General features: G+C 67.4%; 15 protein-coding genes. 11 read left to right on the forward strand and 4 right to left on the reverse strand.

The window, feature by feature from the left end; translation table 11 throughout:
- Positions 1 to 67 precede the first annotated feature (67 nt).
- The 5 genes from IT306_05225 to IT306_05245 all read left to right on the forward strand — a co-directional run bounded on the left by IT306_05225 (position 68) and on the right by IT306_05245 (position 5,738).
- Complete coding sequence (locus IT306_05225) at positions 68 to 1,456, forward strand: insulinase family protein (GenBank protein ID MCC7367799.1); 1,389 nt, start codon at positions 68 to 70, stop codon at positions 1,454 to 1,456.
- The gene (locus IT306_05230; GenBank protein MCC7367800.1) at positions 1,453 to 2,799 is read left to right on the forward strand and encodes an insulinase family protein; all 1,347 of its coding nucleotides are present in this window, start codon (positions 1,453 to 1,455) and stop codon (positions 2,797 to 2,799) included. Before IT306_05225 ends, IT306_05230 begins: the two co-directional genes overlap by 4 nt.
- A 121-nt stretch (positions 2,800 to 2,920) precedes the next feature.
- Complete coding sequence (locus IT306_05235; GenBank protein ID MCC7367801.1) at positions 2,921 to 3,088, forward strand: hypothetical protein; 168 nt, start codon at positions 2,921 to 2,923, stop codon at positions 3,086 to 3,088.
- Positions 3,089 to 3,183: 95 nt separating this feature from the next.
- Entirely contained in the window at positions 3,184 to 4,980 is a 1,797-nt protein-coding gene (locus tag IT306_05240; GenBank protein MCC7367802.1) for a carbamoyltransferase, read from the forward strand.
- Positions 4,980 to 5,738: an SDR family oxidoreductase gene (locus tag IT306_05245; protein ID MCC7367803.1), complete on the forward strand. Its 759-nt coding sequence runs from the start codon at positions 4,980 to 4,982 to the stop codon at positions 5,736 to 5,738. Before IT306_05240 ends, IT306_05245 begins: the two co-directional genes overlap by 1 nt.
- Positions 5,739 to 5,781: 43 nt before the next feature.
- Here IT306_05245 and IT306_05250 read toward each other — a convergent pair whose 3' ends face one another.
- The gene (locus tag IT306_05250) at positions 5,782 to 6,075 is read right to left on the reverse strand and encodes a Dabb family protein (GenBank protein MCC7367804.1); all 294 of its coding nucleotides are present in this window, start codon (positions 6,073 to 6,075) and stop codon (positions 5,782 to 5,784) included.
- 65 nt (positions 6,076 to 6,140) lie between these two features.
- Between IT306_05250 and mmsB the strand changes: the two genes are divergently transcribed.
- The 3 genes from mmsB (at position 6,141) to IT306_05265 (ending at position 8,953) form a co-directional block, all read left to right on the forward strand.
- Positions 6,141 to 7,112 carry a 3-hydroxyisobutyrate dehydrogenase gene (gene mmsB / locus IT306_05255; GenBank protein ID MCC7367805.1) on the forward strand — a complete coding sequence of 324 codons (972 nt, stop codon included), beginning with the start codon at positions 6,141 to 6,143 and terminating at the stop codon, positions 7,110 to 7,112.
- 75 nt (positions 7,113 to 7,187) lie between these two features.
- Positions 7,188 to 7,772: a hypothetical protein gene (locus IT306_05260; protein ID MCC7367806.1), complete on the forward strand. Its 585-nt coding sequence runs from the start codon at positions 7,188 to 7,190 to the stop codon at positions 7,770 to 7,772.
- The gene (locus IT306_05265) at positions 7,769 to 8,953 is read left to right on the forward strand and encodes a phospholipase (GenBank protein MCC7367807.1); all 1,185 of its coding nucleotides are present in this window, start codon (positions 7,769 to 7,771) and stop codon (positions 8,951 to 8,953) included. Before IT306_05260 ends, IT306_05265 begins: the two co-directional genes overlap by 4 nt.
- A gap of 48 nt (positions 8,954 to 9,001) precedes the next feature.
- Here IT306_05265 and IT306_05270 read toward each other — a convergent pair whose 3' ends face one another.
- The 3 genes from IT306_05270 to IT306_05280 all read right to left on the reverse strand — a co-directional run bounded on the left by IT306_05270 (position 9,002) and on the right by IT306_05280 (position 15,185).
- On the reverse strand, positions 9,002 to 11,824 hold the full coding sequence (locus IT306_05270; GenBank protein MCC7367808.1) for a PAS domain S-box protein: 2,823 nt from the start codon (positions 11,822 to 11,824) through the stop codon (positions 9,002 to 9,004).
- A 561-nt stretch (positions 11,825 to 12,385) separates the two neighbouring features.
- Complete coding sequence (gene katG / locus IT306_05275; protein ID MCC7367809.1) at positions 12,386 to 14,614, reverse strand: catalase/peroxidase HPI; 2,229 nt, start codon at positions 14,612 to 14,614, stop codon at positions 12,386 to 12,388.
- Positions 14,615 to 14,729: 115 nt separating this feature from the next.
- Complete coding sequence (locus tag IT306_05280) at positions 14,730 to 15,185, reverse strand: transcriptional repressor (GenBank protein MCC7367810.1); 456 nt, start codon at positions 15,183 to 15,185, stop codon at positions 14,730 to 14,732.
- A 376-nt stretch (positions 15,186 to 15,561) separates the two neighbouring features.
- Between IT306_05280 and IT306_05285 the strand changes: the two genes are divergently transcribed.
- The 3 genes from IT306_05285 (at position 15,562) to IT306_05295 (ending at position 19,146) form a co-directional block, all read left to right on the forward strand.
- A complete protein-coding gene (locus IT306_05285) occupies positions 15,562 to 17,010 on the forward strand; it encodes an extracellular solute-binding protein (GenBank protein ID MCC7367811.1) in 1,449 nt (482 codons plus the stop codon).
- 293 nt (positions 17,011 to 17,303) lie between these two features.
- Positions 17,304 to 18,260, forward strand: coding sequence for a sugar ABC transporter permease (locus tag IT306_05290; GenBank protein ID MCC7367812.1), 957 nt, complete (start codon positions 17,304 to 17,306; stop codon positions 18,258 to 18,260).
- A complete protein-coding gene (locus IT306_05295) occupies positions 18,250 to 19,146 on the forward strand; it encodes a carbohydrate ABC transporter permease (GenBank protein ID MCC7367813.1) in 897 nt (298 codons plus the stop codon). The genes IT306_05290 and IT306_05295 overlap by 11 nt, the downstream gene beginning before the upstream one ends.
- Positions 19,147 to 19,152 lie beyond the last annotated feature (6 nt).

Consider the following 19,152-nt stretch of genomic DNA (forward strand, 5'->3'; position numbering starts at 1 on the left):
TGACGTGGGCGGCCTCGCTATACTCCGTCCACAGTCATCATCAGTGCGATGTGAGAGGATGGAGCCGGTGCGGTCAATGCGTCTGATAGCCAGTTGCGCCCTGATTGCCGCTGTCGCGGCAGGGCCGTCGCCCCGAGAGGCCGGCGCGGCCACCGCCGCAGTCAGCTCGGTGCTCCCCAACGGGATCACCGTCGTGAGCCGCCAGCGGACCGGCAGTCAGGTGCTCGCCATCGACGTGGCCGTGCGGGCCGGCGCACGCTACGAGACGGCTCAGACCGCCAGCGCCACCAGGTTTCTCGAAAGCGCCCTGGTGCTCGGCACCGAGCGCTGGCCGACGCGTGACGCCCTCAGCCGGGCGCTGACCAGCCGTGGCGGCGACCTCGCGGTCTCGGCCGGCCGCGAGATCGTCGAGGTCGCCGTGACGGCCGGCCAGGACGATGCCGATCTGGCGCTCGACGTGCTGCACGAGGTGCTGCTCCGCTCCCGCTTCGACCCGGACGATCTCGAGCGTGAGCGCGCTGTCATCCTCCAGCAGGTGCAGGAGCACGAGGACGAGCCCGAGGACCGTGCGACCGACACCTTTTTCCAGACCATCTTCGGCGATCACCCGCTGAGCCACCTGCCGGCTGGCACGTCGGAGGCCGTCGAAGAGCTGACCGTCGAGCAACTGCAGGGCTACTGGCGCGAGCGGCTGGTCGGCCCGAACGTCCTGATCTCCGTCGTCAGCGGCATGAGCCCGGACGAGGTGACCGCCCGCCTCGCCGCGGCGCTGGCGGACCTGCCAGCCGGCCCGGTGCCGGCCGTCAATTACGGCGATGTCCAGGTCGTCCTCGCGCAGACGGTTGACCTGCCGCTCGGGACGGATCAGTCACACATCTTCGTCGGGGCGCAGATCCCCGGAGTCGCGACGGAGGATCGCGCGCCCCTGCGCGTGCTCAACGCCGTCCTCGGACGGTCCAGCGGCCGGCTCTTCACCGAGATTCGGGACCGGCGCGGGCTGGCGTACAGCACCTACTCAGCCGTCACCCAGTACGTTGACGGGGGCCTGTTCTACGTCTACGCCGGCACGCGGCCCGGCTCGGCGGATGCCGTGCTCGACCTCGTCAAGGCCGAGCTGAAGCGCGTGCGCGAGGAGCCGATCAGCCCGACCGAGCTGCAGAACGCCATCGGCGGCGAGATCGGCTCGCGGACCATCGCGATGGAGACGAGCGCCAACGAAGCGCTCTACACCGCGCGTGACACCATGTTCGGGATCCCCTCGCGTGAGCTGCAGGCCCAGGCGATTCGCGCCGTGACGGCGGCCGACGTGCAGCGTGTGGCCCGAACATATCTCGATCCCGAGCGGCTCGTCGTCGTCATGACGCGCCCGGCTGGTCCGACCGACGCCGGCGGCCCGCCCGACGCCGGCGGCCCGACCGATGCCGCCATGCTGGACAGCGGCGAGGTGCTCCCATGATTCGTATCCTCGGGGCCGCCCGCCTGACCACCATCCTGTGTACTGCTGTGCTGGCCGGCCTCGCGCTCGGCGTGGCGGTAGGAGGCACTGTGAACGCCGCTGTGCGCGCGGCCGACGAGCCAGACGTCTACCGAACCGTGCTGCCGAACGGCCTGCGTGCCGTCGTGCGCGAGCGTCCAGAGAGCGAGGTCACGGCGATCAGCGTCGGGATTCGTGGCGGCTCGCGCGACGAGCGCCGCGAGACGGTCGGCGCGGCCCACTTCATGGAGCACATGTTCTTCCAGGGCACGCCGCGCCGGCCGGACGCCGCCGACCTCGACCGCGAGCTGGAGGCGCGCGGCGGCTGGACCAACGCCTGGACCGGCTGGGAGTCGATCAACTTCCAGGTGGTGACCGCCACCGAGGACTTCGAGCTTGGCCTGGACGTGATAGCCGACCAGATGGCCCACTCGCTGTTCGCCGCCGAGAAGATCGACAAAGAGCGGCGCGTCGTCCTCGAAGAGCTGAACGGCCGGAACAACAGCCCCACCAGCAAGGCGTATGACATCTTCCTGGTGGAGGTCTTCGGCGATCACCCGGCCCGAAACCTCCCCATCGGCAACCGCCAGACGATCAACTCGTCCACCCGCGAGGTGCTGGTCGGCTTCCGCGACACCTATTTCGTGGCCGGCAACATGGTCGTGGCGGTCGTCGGCAACGTGAAGCATGACGAGGTGTTCGCGAAGCTGGCGACGGCGTTCGCCGATCTCCGCACCGGCGCCGTGCCGCCGAAGAACGTCGCAGCGGTGCCGCCCGCCGAGCCGAGGATGCTGGTCGACCAGGCGCCCGGCCAGCAGGCCCGCATCATCATGGGCGGGCCGACGGTCGGCTACGACAGCAAGGACCGGTACGTCTTCGACGTGCTCGACGCTATCCTCGGGGAGTCCGGCCGCCGCCTCGAACGCGAGCTGGTGGACACCCAGGCGATTGCCTCGTCGGCCTACCCGTTCTACCTGGCCCTGACGGATGTGGGCGTGTGGGGCGTCTCGGCCGGCGCGCGGCCATCGAACGTGGACCGCGTGATGGAGACGATCAAGGCCGAGCTGCGGGCGCTCCGCGAGCAGCCCGTGGAGGCCGACGAGCTGGCCGAGGCCAAGGCGTACATCCGTGGCCGCCTGCTCCTGAATCGAGAGCGGAGCGTCGATCTGGCCGAGGAGCTGAGCGATGGCGAGGCGCTCGGCACCTACGAACCGTTGTCGGCGTATCTCGCCGCCGTGGACGCCGTCACTAGCGGGGACATCCAGCGGGTGGCGCGGACCCACATGGACCCCGACCGGCTGACCGTGACGGTCCTCCGCCCCTGACGGGTGCGGGCCATTGTGTGAATCAGGTTAAGGTCGCTTGCGCGTGGGGCGGCTGTTTGTGCGCCCCTGCAAGGGCTTTTGTATACTTGGGCCGCGCCAAGTCACGCTTGGACGCGGGGGCATGACCTTGGGCATCTTTCGGACGATCGGCGAGCTGCTCCACTTCCTGGTTCAGGATCGACGTGGCTGGTTCCTGCTTCCGATCGTGGTCGGCCTGCTGGTCATCGGCGCGCTGATCGCGCTGGCCTCGGCCACGCCGCTCGGCCCGTTCATCTACACCATTTTCTGATCGGGCTCGGGAGTCCCGGGCGATCTCGTGGCCGGCAGGGCGACTCGGGCATAGAGCCCGCCCTGCTCCTGCCGTCGGCCGGAGGCAGTACGCGCGTGTACATCCTTGGAATCTCGTGCTTCTACCACGATTCCGCAGCCGCCCTCCTCAAGGACGGTGTCCTGATTGCCGCCGCTGAGGAGGAGCGCTTCTCCCGGAAGAAGCACGATTCGGGTTACCCGACTCTCGCCGTGGCCTACTGCCTGGAAGAAGCCGGCATCACTCCGGAAGACCTTGACTACGTGGTCTTCTACGAGAAGCCGCTCCCGAAGTTCGAGCGGCTCCTGACCACCGCCCTCGCGACGTGGCCGAAGTCCACCGTCGTCTTCCGCGAGGCGATGATCACCTGGCTCAACGAGAAGCTCTGGATCAAGGATCGCATCCGCAAGCAGCTGGCCGTGCCGATGGACAAGGTGTTGTTCGTGGAGCACCACCTGTCCCACGCCGCGAGCGCGTTCTTCTGCTCGCCCTACGAAGAGTCGGCTGTCCTGACCGTGGACGGCGTCGGCGAGTGGACCTCGGCCACGCTCGGCATGGGCAAAGCGACCTGGGACGGCAGCGGCACGAACAGCATCGAGCTGTTCCAGGAGTCGCGGTTCCCGCACTCGCTCGGCCTCTACTACTCGGCGTTCACCGCGTGGCTCGGCTTCGAGGTCAACGACGGCGAGTACAAGGTGATGGGTATGGCCCCCTACGGCCGCCCGAATCACCAGGACAAGGTTCGCAAGGTCATCGACTTCGCGAACGACGGCAGCTTCTGGCTGGACATGGACTACTTCAGCTTCCATCACTCGATGGAGAACACGTTCAGCCGGAAGTTCGAGACGCTGTTTGGAACGCCGCGCAAGCGCGAGTCCGAGTTCTACACGCTGGAGACCGGCGTCCCTGACGGGGCCTCGAAGGCGTCCATCGAGGAGAACCAGTACTACGCCGATATCGCCGCCAGCGTGCAGACGACCACCGAAGAGGCGATCATCAACATCGCCAATTACCTGCACAAACGAACCGGCTCCAAGCGGCTCTGCATGGCCGGTGGCGTGGCCTACAACAGCGTTGCCAACGGCCGGCTGCTGCGTGAGACGGGTTTCGAGGAGCTGTATATCCAGCCCTCCGCCGGCGACTCCGGTGGTGCGCTGGGCGCGGCCCTCTACGCCCATCACGTGCTGCTGGGCAAGCCCCGCACGTTCGTGATGGATCATGCGTACTGGGGCCGCGGGTACAACGACGGCGAGATCAAGTCGGCGCTCGAAGCGCGCGGCGTCAGCTACGAGTACATCGGCAACGAGGACAAGCTGGCCGAGGTCTGCGCCGGCGAGCTAGCCTCAGGTCGCGTGCTCGGCTGGTACCAGGGCCGCTTCGAGTGGGGGCCACGCGCCCTCGGCAACCGCAGCATCATCGCCGATCCGCGCCGCGAAGAGATGAAGGACGTGGTCAACGTCAAGATCAAGTTCCGCGAGCCGTTCCGCCCGTTCGCGCCGAGCATCCTCTCGGAGCGGGTGAACGGCTACTTCGACCACACTGACGACCCGACCTCCTGGCCGAAGGAGCTGGCGAAGTTCATGCTGGCGGTGATGCCGGTGGCCGAGGACAAGCAGTCGAAGATCCCGGCCGTCAGCCACCTGGGGACGGGCCGCCTGCAAACGGTCCTGGCCGAGACGAACCCCCGTTACCACGCCCTGATCTCCAACTTCGAGCAGGCGACCGGCGTGCCGGTCATCATGAACACCTCGTTCAACCTGCGCGGCGAGCCGATCGTCACCACGCCGGACAACGCGATGAACACCTTCTTCGCGAGCGGTCTCGATACGCTGGTGCTCGGCAACTTCGTGGTCCGCAAGGACGGGAACGGCTGATGCGCCTTGCGGGGAAGGTCGCCATCATCACCGGGGCCGGCTCGGGCATCGGGCGGGCCACTTCCGAGCTGTTCGCGAAGGAGGGCTCGAAGGTCGCCGTGGTCGATCTCTCGGAGCCGGCCGGCGAGCAGACCGTGGAAGCGATCCACGAGGCCGGCGGTGAGGCGATCTTCGTGCGGGCGGATGTCAGCAGCCCCGACGACGTGCAGCAGATGATCGCGCGGACCGTCGAGACCTGGGGCAAGGTGGACATCCTCTACAACAATGCCGGTATCCCGATGGGCGGCACCCCGATTGAGGAGGTTGACGACGCTTTCTTCGACCGGATGATGGCCGTCAACGTCCGCAGCGTGCATCTCGGCATCAAGTACGTCGTCCCGCAGATGAAGCGGCAGGGCGGCGGCGTGATCCTCAGCACAGCGTCCACCGCTGGCATCCGGCCACGCCCTGGGATGAGCTCCTACGCGGCGTCGAAGGCGGCGGTGATCGGGCTGACCAAGGCCGTGGCTATCGAGCTTGCGCCGTTCAAGATCCGGGTGGTCTCGATCAACCCGGTCGCCACGGACACGCCGATGCTGCCCGACTTCTTCGGCAAGGCCGACCCGGCCGAGGCCCGTGCCCGCTTCCTGGGCACCATCCCGATGGGGCGCTTCAACACCCCGACGGACATCGCCAACGCGGCGCTGTACCTGGCCTCGGACGAGGCGTACATGGTGACGGGCACCGCGTTCGAGATCGACGGCGGCCGGGACATCTAGCCGGCCGCGTCGCCCTCGATCGCGGTACGTCGCCGCCCTCGGCCTACAGGCGGATCTGGCAGCGGACTGCCTGCTCCACGCCGTTGGCCGGCAACTGCGCCCTGACCTCGTTGTGGTAGGCGTCCGCGTCGAAGGCCCGGAACGACGCCTCGTCCGCGAAGTCGAAGACGGCCAGGGTTGTCCAGTTGCCGTCGCGCAGGCCAGCGTCGGGACCGTACGTCAGCCCGAGCATCCCCCTGTAGCGTGTCCGGGACTCCTCCCAGAAGTTGTGGAGGAACCGGAGGCCGCCCGCGGGGGCATCCGGCTTGAACTTGACCATGATGACGTGGCGGATCATCGTGCGCCTCGGCGAGCAGAATGGAGGCAGTCTATCAGACTCCGGGCCAGACGCTGCCCTCGCCTATGCGCCACGCTGCTGCCAGGGGTACGATTCCCGCCACACTCGTCGAGGGTATCAAGATGGCGAAGCGCGTCGGGTTTGTCGGCGTCGGCACCATGGGCAAGCTCATGGCGATCAACCTGCTCAAGCGGCACATCCCCGTGACGGCGTACGATCTCAACCCCGCGCCGCTGGACGAGCTGCGCGAATACGGCGCGGAGATCGTGGACAGCGCAAAGGCGGCAGCGGCGGCCGGTGAGGTGATCGTCACGATGCTGCCGTCCTCGCCGCACGTCGAGGCCGCCGTGCTCGGGGCGGGCGGTGTGCTGGAGGGCATGCGTCCGGGATCGGTCCTGGTGGACATGAGCACCATCGATCCGCTGGTGAGCAAATCGGTGGCGGAGAAGGTCGCGGCGGCCGGCTTCACGATGCTGGATGCGCCCGTGAGCGGCGGCTCGGTCGGCGCGCGGGACGCCACCCTGACGATCATGGTCGGCGGTCCGGCAGGCGTGTTCGAGGAGGTCAGGCCGATCCTCGAAGCGATGGGGAAGAACGTCATTCACTGCGGCGAGAACGGCATGGGCGAAGTCGTCAAGGTGGTCAACAACCTGATCGCCGGCGTCAGCATGGCCGTGGTGGCCGAGGCGTACAACATCGGCATCCGCGCGGGGGCCGATCCAAAGGTGATGTACGACGTGATCAGCAAGTCGTCGGGGCGCTGCTGGTCGCACGACGTCAACCTGCCGATTGGCGACGTGATCCCGGTCACACCGGCGAACCAGGACTACGAGCCGGGCTTCATGGTTGACCTCATGCGGAAGGATCTCGGACTCGCGATCTCGGCGGCGAAGGGCGTGCAGGCGCCGGCGATCATGGCGGCGGCTGCCGAGCAGTTGTACGGATCGGCCTCGAACCTGGGCTTCGGCCGGCGCGACATGTCGGCGGTTGTCAAGGCGGTGACAGCCCTGAGCGGCCCCGACGAGCCAGACGCCTGAGACGTTCACCCGCGCTTCAACACGGAGGGCGCCCGGCAGATCGACGGAACGGCTACCATCAAGCATGTCGTCCGAATGCGTGGCCAGCCGATGGACTTCCTGAGAGCGCTGCAGGCTCGGCTGTTCGGCGACGACGAGCAGCCGGACGACCTCAGCCAGCCGTCGTCAGAGGACGACGTGCAGCCCGAGTACGAGGGCGAGGTCGCTTCCGAGCCGGCAGAGGAGGTCACTCGACAGTCATCAGACGAGGTGCAGCCGGAGCCAGCAGACGAGGTCACTCCACAGTCGGCGGACGAGGTGTACCCCGAGTCTGCGGGTGAGGCCGACTCGGCGCCTGAAGCTGAGGTTCCTGCAGAGGCCGAGGCCGATGTCTCTTCCGACCCCCCACCCTTTGCCGACGCCGTCCCTGGCCGGCAGGAGCGGGCGGCCGGCCGCATCCTCGACGATGAGGGCCTGCGCGGCGACCTGACCGACGACGAGTACCAGCCGCTGCTGGACTGGGCGCTCGCTCAGACCGACGCGCTGGCGGCTGCCACGGCCGCCCTTGACGACGAGCAGGCCGATACCACCATCGAAGCCGGCCTGGTCGCCATCCGCGACGCGCTTCAAGTTGCCCAGGAAGCCCACACCGCGCCGACGCTCGGTGAGGAGACCGCGTGAGCAGCCGCCGGCGCGCGCGGCGTGGCGTTCCCTGGTGGCTGATCTCCCTCATCCTCCTGCTGCTGCTGGTGCTCGTCATCGTGCTGTTGTGGGAGCGCATCCCCGGCTCGACCCCTTCTCAACAGGGCGGCCAATCGCCCGCGCCGTCGCCAGTGGCTGGCGGGCCGAATGGCCCGGTCGAGGTGTACTTCACCACGCCCATCTACCCGGACCGGCCAGCCACGCGCCACGGCGGCATCGACGAGAAGTTCGTGGCCTTTGTAGATGCGGCGACCACGTCGCTCGACATCGCGGCCTACGAGTTTGACCTGGAGAATGTGGCTCAGGCGATCCGCCGAGCGCGACAGCGTGGCGTCGCCGTGCGGATGGTGACCGACTCCGACACCGTCAACGACGTTCGCGATCCGGTGACCCAGAACGCGCTCAAGATCGTCCGCGACGCTGGCGTGACCATCGTGCCGGACGAGCGTAACGCCATCATGCACGACAAGTTTGCCGTGCGCGACGGCCAGGAGATCTGGACAGGCTCCTGGAATCTGACCGTGGGCGACACCTATCGTCTCAACAATAACGCGATCCGCATGGCGTCCCCCGAGCTTGCCCGCCTCTACACTCAAGAGTTCGAGTTCATGTTCGTGCAGCGCAAGTTCGGCGCTGCGCGACCCCGCAACAGCGTCCATCCGCCGGTCCAGGTGGGCGGTATGCGCGTCCAGGTGCTCTTCGCGCCGGAAGATGGCGTTGCCCAGCGGATCGCCGACCGCGTCAATCAGGCCAGCCAGTCCATCCAGTTTCTGGCCTTCTCGTTCACCCACGACGCCATCGGGCAGGCCGTCAAGGCCCGGGCGACGGCCGGCGTTTCCGTCGCCGGCGTCTTCGAGAAGACCGGCTCCGAGACCCGATTCAGCGAGTACGGCAGCATGAAGCAGGCTGGCCTCCAGGTGTATCAGGACGGCAACCCCTACGTGATGCACCACAAGGTCTTCGTGCTCGACGGCCGTACCACGATGATGGGGTCGTTCAACTTCAGCGACGGCGCAGACCGCGAGAACGACGAGAACCTGCTGATCGTGGACGACCCCGGCTTTGCGCGCCTGTACGCCCAGGAGTTCGAGCGGATGCTGACGCTGGCGCGGACGGCGTCTGGGGCAAAGGCGACGCCTGAGAAGGAGCGGCCCCGCTGACGGCTCGCCCGGCGGCGGGCAGCGCCCGAAGCCGACCGACGGCCGGGACTACGTCGGCCTGGCCCACTTCAGCAGGATAGACTGGAGCGTCAGGCGGTCCACCGGCTTGGCAACGAAGTCGTCCATGCCGACCTCGCTGCAGCGCTTGCGGTCGGTGTCGAGCACCGAGGCCGTGAGCGCGATGATCGGCAGATGGCGGGCAAGCCGCTGGCGCAGCAGGCGCGTGGCCTCGAAGCCGTCGATGCCGGGCATGTGACAGTCCATCAGGACGGCGGCGTACTCTTGCGCCAGGGCTGACTTGACCACCGCCTCACCATCGGCGACGAGGTCGAACTCGTAGCCGAGCTGCCGCAGCATGGCGCGGATCACCTTCTGCCCGATAGGGTTGTCCTCGGCGACCAGGATGCGTGCAGTGTGAGTGGTCTGCTCGACCGTCGGCGCGACACCCGTCGGCGTCTTCCGCAGCTCGCCCGTCCGCGCGCACGCGGCAGCGGCGCGCACGGCATCATACAGATGCCCCGGCTGGACCGGCAGCGTGAGGGGAATGCCGTCGCTGGCCGGACGGTTGCTGTGGGGCGTCTGGCCGAGCGGCGACAGCACGATGACCGGGCACGTCAGCGCTCCGCCTTCCCCGCCCTGCGTGACGAGCCGCGGCAGCCGGTCTGCATCGATGAGGATCATCGTTCGTGGATGGCTGCTGGTTGGGGCGAGGAGCGCACGCTCTGGAACGCCTGTCGGGCAGGTCTCCACGCCCATGCCCCACGCCTCAAGCTGTGCGGCCAGCGCGCTGGCTGTCTCGGCCTGCCGCGTCGAGATGACGGCCCGAACTCCGCGCAGCGGCGAGAATCTCGGCTGCTCGGATCGGTTCACGGGCAGCGTGACGACGATGGAGAAGGTACTGCCCCGGCCAACCTCGGTCTCGACCGAGACTTCGCCACCCATCAGGCTGACGAGCCGCCGGGTGATCGCCAGCCCCAGCCCGGTACCGCCGAAGCGCCGAGTCGTCGAGGCATCGGCCTGGACAAACGGCTCGAACAGCCGATGGAGCACGTCGGCGGCGATGCCCGGCCCGGTGTCCGAGACATCGATGCGGACCAGCTCACGATCTGTGTGCTGGGCGGACGGCTCGACGGACAGGGTGAGCGAGACCGCCCCCCGGTCGGTGAACTTCAGGGCATTGCCCATCAGGTTCAGGATCACCTGGCGCAATCGGCCGGGATCGCCGACCAGCTTCAGCCCGGGCTGGTGCGAGGCCAGCGTTGTGAGGGCCAGCCCCTTCGCCAGCGCCTGCGGTGAACCGGTCGCGACGATGTCGTCAAGCAGGTGCAGCGGGTCAAAGGGCGACTGTTCGAGGTTCAGGCGCCCGGCCTCGACTTTCGAGAAGTCCAGCAAGTCGTCGATGATCTGGAGCAGCGCGCCGCCGCTGACCTGGATGGTGCGCGCCAGCTCGCGCTGCCCGGGGTCGAGATCGGTGCCCAGCAGCAACTGGCTCATGCCGAGCACGCCGTTCATCGGGGTGCGGATCTCGTGCGACATCATGGCCAGGAAGTCGGTCTTGGCACGGTCTGCTGCCTCAGCGCGGATCACGGCCTCGCGCAGGGCGGCATTCGTCTCGGCGAGCTGTGCAGCGTCGCGTGCGCGATCTGTGATGTCGCGGCTGGTGGCGGCCAGGAGTCGCTGCCCGTTGGCGCCGACGAATGACGACTTCTTGGTCAGCAGGGTGCGGACCGTCCCATCCGAGCCGGTGAACTGCTCCTCGTTCTCGATCGGGACCGAGCTGGCGAGCGCGAGTTCATCCTGCTCCCAGGAGATATCGGCCTCCTCCTTCGGCACGATCTCGTAGTCGGTCTTGCCGAGGTGTGAGGACTCGTCGGCGTCGATGAACTGCCAGAACGCCCGGTTGCCGAGCACCCAGCGGTGGTGCTCATCCTTCACGAAGATCGGGTCGGCGACGGTGTCGATCACCGACCGGAGGAAGTCGCGGCTCGCGCGGGCCTCGTGCTCAGCTTGCTTGCGCTCGGTGATGTCGGTCTGCACGGAGGTGTACTGGACAAGCTGCCCGTCGTCGCCGTAGATGGGAAGCAAGTCGATATCTGCCCAGTAGCTCGTGCCGTCCTTGCGATAGTTCAGCAACTCGACACTCAGGCACGCGCCGCAGCGCATCGCGGTCGTCAACCGCCTGGCGACTTCGAGGTTTGTGTCCGGCCCGGAAAGCAGCTGACTGACCCGTTGTCCGACGGCCTCCTGCGAACGGTAGCCGGTCATCCGAACGAATCCCTCGTTGACCCACTCGATGGTGCCACGGGGATCCATGACGGCGACGCCATTGTTCGTTCGGGCCGTCACCACGGCCAGCTTGCGAGCCTCGGACACCGCCTCGCGCAGCTGGATCTCTGACATAACCGTTTCAGCAAGGTCGGTCAGCACCTCGAGGTCGTCATCGGACCACGCGCGCGGCTGACGATCGATGGCGCACATCGCCCCGATGGTGTCGCCGCTCGCCAGCGTCAGCGGGATGCCCGCGTAGGCGACGATGCCGAGGTCAGGGATCGCGCGGTTGGTGACCACGCGATAGTCGTGCCGCGCGTCCTCGACGACCATTGGCCGGCGTGTCCGCACCACGATCTGGCAGAAGGAGTGCGTGAGCGGGGTCTCGCGCCGGCTCGCCCAGGGCTCCGGCAGCCCGACCTCGCTCAGGAAGAACTGCCGCGTGTCGTCCACCAGCGTGATGAGCGCGACGGGCGCGCTCAGAAAGCGGGTGGTCAGCCTCGTCAGCCGGTCAAAGCGCTCGTCCGGCTGGGAGTCGAGGAGGTCGAGTGCACGAAGCCGAGCCAGCCTCGTCGGATCGTCAGTGTGCGAGAACGAGTGCATGCAGCGTAGCCCGCCACTTCAAGTGATCGAAAAGCGCCCGACAGCGCTGTCCACGAAAGCGTGCGGTGGTTTGACAGACTAGGGAACGTGCGGTGCACCGATCTTGGGACGGCGCTTTTGGTGGCAGTCCGCGACGAACGGCGCGGAGCGATGATGCCCGCGGACGCTGGCATTCTGCCAGCATCGTGTTGCCCACGGCAGCGGAGAAGTTCGGCAAGGACTGACGCCGCGGGCGCGTCGCCTGGAGCACGGCGAGCTGCTCCGTGCCCGCCAGCCCGAGGCCGTCCAGCGGCGCCGACATCCCGGCCAGTACCAGCCGACAACGGGCGGTCGGCAGGTCGTCTGCGATCTCTCCGACGGCCTCCCGGGCCAGCGCGCTGTCGGCCTGGAACAGGTGCTCGCACAGCAGGATGCCGTCGCTCGGTCCTGAGGCGGCACCGTCCGCTGGCGGCCTGCAACACGGCGCGCCGGCACGACAAAGGGGTCGCTGCCCCGTCCACGGCCATGATCCGTGGGCGGGGCAGCGACCCGTGCGATGCAGGCGCGCGCAACAGCCTGCCCCTACCTCAGGTCGTAGCGGTCCAGGTTCATGACCTTGTCCCAGGCGGCCACGAAGTCCCGAACGAGCTTCTCCTTGCCATCCGCGCTGGCGTAGACTTCGGCCAGCGCCCGTAGCTGCGAGTTCGCGCCGAACACCAGGTCGACGCCCGTCGCGGTCCACTTGACCGCGCCGGTTGCGCGATCGCGTCCTTCGTAGACGTGCTCAGCCGACGCCGATGGCCGCCACGCGGTGCCCATGTCGAGCAGGTTCACGAAGAAGTCGTTCGAGAGCGTCCCTGGACGGCTCGTGAAGACGCCGTGCTGAGACCGGCCGGCGTTGACGTCGAGCACCCGCAGGCCGCCCAGAAGCGCCGTCATCTGGGGAGCCGTCAGCGTCAGCATGTAGGCTCGCTCGACGAGCAGCGTCTCCGGCTGCAGCTTGAGGCCAGCGCGCAGGTAGTTGCGGAACCCGTCCGCCGCCAGCTCGAGGACGGCGAACGACTCCACGTCCGTCTGCTCCTGCGAGGCGTCCGTGCGGCCCGGTGCGAACGGCACGCTGACCGTGAAGCCGGCCGCCTGCGCCGCCTGCTCGACGGCCGCGCACCCGCCCAGCACGATCAGGTCGGCCAGCGAGACCCGCTTGCTGCCGGTCTGTGCGGCGTTGAACTCCTGCTGAATCCGCTCCAGGATGGGCAGAACCGTCGCCAACCGCGCCGGATCGTTGACCGCCCAGCTCCGCTGGGGGGCGAGCCGCAGCCGTGCGCCGTTCGCGCCGCCACGCTTGTCGCTGCCCCGGAAAGAGGAGGCCGCCGCCCAGGCCGTGGACACCAGCTGCGAGCCCGTCAGCCCCGAGCCGAGCAGCTTGCCCTTGAGCGTCGCGATGTCCTCGGCGTCGATCAGGTCGTGATCGACGGCCGGCACCGGATCCTGCCAGGGCTGCGGCTCGGCAACCCACGGCCCGAGGTAGCGGGAGAGCGGACCCATGTCGCGGTGCAGGAGCTTGTACCAGGCCTTGCCGAACGCATCCGCGAGCTGATCCGGATGCTCCAGGAACCGCCTGGTGATGGCGGCGTAGGCCGGGTCCAACCGCATCGACAGGTCGGTGGTCAGCATCATCGGCCGGTGGCGCCTGGACGAATCGTGCGCGTCGGGCACGGTGTCCTCGGCCTCGGGGTTCGTCGGCGTCCACTGCTTCGCGCCGGCCGGGCTGGTCGTCAGCTCCCAGTCGTACTTGTACAGGTTCTCCAGGAAGCCGTTGTCCCACTGAATCGGGTTGTTCGTCCAGGCGCCCTCGAGGCCGCTGGTGACGGTGTCGCCGCCCTTGCCGGTGCCGTGCCCGTTCCTCCAGCCGAGGCCCTGCTCCTCAAGTCCGGCGGCCTCGGGCTCCGGCCCGACCTTGTCGGCAGGGCCGGCCCCGTGCACCTTGCCGAAGGTGTGGCCGCCGACGATCAGCGCCGCCGTCTCCTCGTCGTTCATCGCCATGCGGCGGAACGTCTCGCGGATGTCGTGGGCGGCTGCGACCGGGTCGGGATTGCCGGCCGGGCCTTCGGGATTGACATAAATCAGCCCCATCTGGACCGCGCCGAGCGAGCCGTGCAGGTCCCGCTTGCCGGAGTAGCGCTCGTCGCCCAGCCAGGCGTCTTCTGGCCCCCAGAAGATCTCTTCTGGCTCCCAGACATCGGGCCGCCCGAACCCGAACCCGAACGTCTTGAAGCCCATCGACTCCATCGCGACGTTCCCGGCGTAGACCAGCAGGTCGGCCCAGGAGATCTTCTGGCCGTACTTCTGCTTGATCGGCCAGAGGAGACGGCGCGCCTTGTCGAGGTTGGCGTTGTCGGGCCAGCTGTTGAGCGGCGCGAAGCGCTGCATGCCGCTGCCGCCGCCGCCACGGCCATCGGCGATGCGGTAGGTGCCGGCCGCGTGCCAGGACATCCGGACGAAGAGGGGGCCGTAGTGGCCATAGTCGGCTGGCCACCAGTCCTGAGACGTCGTCATGACCTTGATGAGATCGCGCTTCAGGGCTTCGAGATCGAGGGTCTTGAACGCCTCGGCGTAGTCAAAGTCCGCGTCGAGGGGGTTGGACAACGACGAGTGGCCGTGCAGCACGGAGAGGTCGATCTGGTTCGGCCACCAGTCGCGATTCGTCCGGGGCCGCGTCCCCTTGGGCGTGGGCGCGGGGATGACGGGGTTCTCGCTCTCGCTGGCGCTGGTCGTCGATTCCTTGAGGCTGGTCAGGTCTGTCGCAGGCATGTCAGTCGTCTCCCATTCTGTCGGATGGGTGCTGGTGCAGCGGTGGTGTCGTCTTCGGTCGATCGTCGTGTCACGCTGTGTCGCTCCATTGCTGCGTGTGCCCAACGCCGGGCGCTTACGAAGGCTCGTCAGACGAGCGGGACTGTGCAGCCGCACAGTCGGGGCATCGGCCCCAGAAGATGACCTCGGCCTCGTCGATCTCGAAGCCGGAGGTATCGGACGCGATCAGGCAGGGCGCCTCGCCAACGGCACAGGCCACGTCGGCGACAGCGCCGCAGAACCGGCAGACGATGTGGTGGTGGTTGTCTCCCACCCGCAGCTCGTAGAGGCCGGGCCGGCCGGCCGGCTCGATGCGGCGGACCAGGCCGGCCTCTGCGAACGTGCGTAGCACGTTGTAGACCGTCTGGGCTGAGCTGTCGCCCAGGGTGTCCCGCACAGCAGTGACGACGTCGTCCGCGCTGACATGGGGAGCGCTGGCCGCGAGCACACGCATGACGGCCAGACGGGGGGCGGTGACGCGCAGGCCAGCACGGCGCAGCACCGCGGCCGGGTCGAGCGAGCGTTGTTCCATGCCCGTAGTGTACGCCATACTTTTGATGGAGTCAAGAATAAGAGTTCTACAGAAAGAAGAGAAGATCAAAAACGTTTCATCTTGAAGCGCGGGGCGGCGTTGCCGGCGCCGGCCTGTTCTGCGCCTGACGATTCCCTGACCCTCACCCTCGGCTCACGGACGTGAGAGCCGCCTGCTAGAATGTCGCCGCCCGGGTCCAGGCGCATTCGTGCCTTCGAGACGGGCCGGTGGCTGGACGCGCAGCCGAACCGAGCATCTGACATCGCCAGCGCTGGCGATGTCAGCAGGACGACGGTCAACAGGGGGGACGATGATGTCATTCGCCGATGGACAGCCCCGGCGTTTGAGCAGGCGCGCGGTGATGCGGAGCCTGAGCGTGGCATCGCTCGGGGTGGCGATTGCGCCGTTCCTGGCCGCATGTGGCGGCGCACCGGCTGCCGCTCCGACGGCGGCGCCGGCCAAGCCGGCCGAGGCGAGCAAGCCGGCCGAGGCCGCGAAACCGGCCGAGAGCAAGCCAGCCGCTCCGGCCGCCGCCGCCCAGCCGACAACGGCTGCTGCCGCGCCGGCACAGGCGGTCACCAAGTCGAGCGCCGAGATCCGGCTGCACGTCCGCACCGGAAACGAGGCCGACACGCTCTCGGACCGGCTGCCGGAACTGGAGCAGAAGACCGGCATCAAGACCAAGATCGAGAGCTTCCCAGCCGCCGAGTACTTCACGAAGCTCCAGACCCTGACGGCCGGCGGTCAGCTCGGCGATGTGTTCTGGTCGATCGCGCACCAGGGGTGGGGCGCGTACTTCATGTCCAACGGCGTGGCGCTGCCGCTGGACGACATCGTCAAGGCCGAGAACTTCGACCTGAACCAGTACTACCCCGTCTCGATCCAGGCGGCCAAAGTCTTCGAGAACAAGCTGGCTGGGATTCCGTTCAAGCTCCAGCCGTTCTCCATCGGGCTCTACTACAACGCGACCGCCTTCGCCGAGGAGAAGGTCACCCCGCCCACGCTGGAGACGAAGTACGAAGAGCTTGTCGAGATCGCCAAGAAGATGACCAGGGTCGAGGGCGGCAAGACGACCCGCTTCGGGCTGCTGCCGCTCCAGATCGGCACGGCCCAGGGCGGCTACGAGACGATGGTCGTCTCGACCCGCGCCTTCGGCGGCGACGTTACCGACAAGGAAGGCAAGAAGGCGACCGTCAACACGCCTGAGGCCATCGCCGGCATCAAGTGGATCTACGACCTTGTGTTCACCCACAAGGCCGCTCCGAGGGTTCAGGAGCTGGGCGGTGACCCGGCCAACCCGCAGGACGCGATGTTCGTGGCCGGCACCGGCGCGATGTACCAGGCCGGCTCGTCGGCCAAGAGCCTGCCCACCCGCGTCAAGGACAAGTTCGAGGTCAAGGACACGATGCTGCCCATCGGGCCAGGCAAGAGCCGCGGTTCGATGGCTGGCGTGGACTTCATCATGATGAACAAGGCGACCAAGTTCCAGAAGGAGAGTTGGGAGCTCACGAAGATCCTCTGCGACAAGGAGACGGGTATCCGGCTCGGGGAGGGGCGCGGCGGCGCGTCCGGCACCTGTGGGGCGCGCCCTGACTCCTTCAACGACCCACGGCTGCTGGCGAACCCGCTCCACCAGGTCTGGATCAAGCAGGCCGAGGAGGCCGGGCCGCTCTTCATCCCGGCCAACTTCCGGGGCGGCGAGATCGACACTCTGATCAAGCAGAAGCTGAGCGGCCTGTTCAACGGCGATGAGAAGTTCGAGCAGAAGTTCTTCGACGACCTGAACACGCAGATCCAGCAGGTTCTGGACAAGCCGAAGCCGTAGCGGCGCCCCCCTCGACGTCAACTATGGCCCCGCTCCCGCGCGGGAGCGGGGCCGCGCCCGTCGTATCCTGAGACCCACCACACAGCACGGGCTACCACACAGCACGGCCCACCACTCCTGATGCATGGCGGTCGAGCGGTCGACCTGTCAGTTCCTCCTCCCACCGCTTGAACCGAGGGACGGCTGCCCGGTGACTCCGGACCGCCTCGGCATCGGCTTTGAGTTGAACGAGGAGTTTCTGGCGCGCCAGCGGGCCTGATCGGCCAACCGGGCGCTCGCCGTTGGAGGCACGTATGGCGACTGTCGCGCGGTCCGCGCCGCGGCCTGGAACATCGAGGTTTGCCCGCCGCGAGGCGATGGAAGGCCTGCTCTACATCTCACCGTTCCTGCTGGGCTTCCTCGTCTTCACGGCCTACCCGATGATCGCGTCGTTCTACCTCAGCTTCACGAAGTACAACATCATCACCGCGCCGACCTGGATCGGACTGGAGAACTACCAGGAGGCGTTCTTCCAGGATGCCCAGTTCTGGACCTCGCTCCAGCGAACCCTGTTCTTCGCGCTGCTGAACGTCACGCTCGGCGTGGCTGGGTCGCTGGGCGCGGCGTTGCTGCTGAGCAAGAGCTACCCGGGCACCACCACCTTTCGGACGTTCTTCTTCCTGCCCTCCATCACGCCGATCATCGCGTCGGCGCTTCTGTGGGTCTGGATCTTCCAACCGACCATCGGCGTCCTCAACTACCTGCTCAGCCTGGTCGGAATCGAAGGGCCAGCCTGGCTCCAGTCCGGCAGCTGGGCCATCCCCTCGGTGACCATCATCAGCCTCTGGGGCGCCATCGGGGGCAGCCGGATGATTATCTTCCTGGCCGCGCTTCAGAGCGTGCCCCAGGAGATGTACGAAGCGGCGGAGATCGACGGGGCCGGCGCGCTCCGCAAGTTCTGGCACATCACCCTGCCGCTGATCTCCCCGACGATGTTCTTCAACGTGGTGCTGACGATCATCGGCTCGCTGTCCGTCTTCTCGCTGGCGTATATCGCCACGAACGGCGGCCCCAACTACGCGACGTACTTCTACGTCTACCACCTCTTCAAGAACGCCTTCGAGTTCTCGCGGATGGGGTACGCCGCCGCGATGGCCTGGGTCTTCTTTCTGATCGTGCTGGTGCTCACGGCGATCCAGTTCAAGCTCTCGAACCGCTGGGTCTTCTACGCCGGTGGCGAGGCCAACGAGGGGGCGAACGATGACCAGTAGTGCTGTCGCGCTGCCCACGGCCTCGGCCAACCGCCGTGCGCGGAGCCTCGGCAAGATCCGGAACGCCGTCATCTTCTACGTCAGCGTGGCGATTCTCTCGGTCTTCTTCATGGGGCCGTTTGTCTGGACCGTGATCTCCTCGTTGAAGGATGCCAGCGAGATCGCCACCTTTCCGCCGACCTTCCTCCCGAAGCAGTTGCACTGGGAGAACTACCCGAACGCCTGGAGCCGGGTGCCGTTCCTCAGCTTCTACATCAACTCGATTCTGGTGACCGGCCTCGCGACGCTCGGACAGACGGTCACGGCGACGCTGGTGGCGTACGGCTTCGCGCGCTTTCGCTTCCCCTGGAAGAACGCCCTGTTCATGCTGGTCATGTCCACCCTGATGGTGCCGTGGGAGGTGACCATCGTCCCGAGCTTCCTGCTGTTCAGGACGCTGGGCTGGCTCGACACGCTGACGCCGCTGATCGTGCCACACTGGCTGGGCGGCGGGCCGTTCTTCATCTTCCTGCTGCGCCAGTTCTTCATGACGATCCCGCGAGACTATGACGAGGCGGCCAAGATCGACGGGGCCAACTCCCTGCAAGTCCTCTGGGAGATTCTGGTGCCGCTCTGTCGCCCGGCGATCACGACGGTGGCGATCTTCGCGGCGCTGTTCCACTGGAACGCCTTCATCGAGCCGCTGATCTTCCTGAACTCGCCGGAGAAGTTCACCATCTCGCTCGGGCTTCGCTACTTCCAGACGGCCCCACTGGACGCCGGTGAGCCGAAGGAGCATCTGTTGATGGCGGGCACCATCATCATGATCGTGCCGTGCGTGATCCTGTTCTTCGCGGCGCAGCGGTACTTCGTGAAGGGCATCGTGCTGTCTGGCCTCAAGGGCTAGCCGTTG

The organism is Chloroflexota bacterium (assembly GCA_020850535.1).
GTDB lineage: Bacteria > Chloroflexota > UBA6077 > UBA6077 > JACCZL01 > JADZEM01.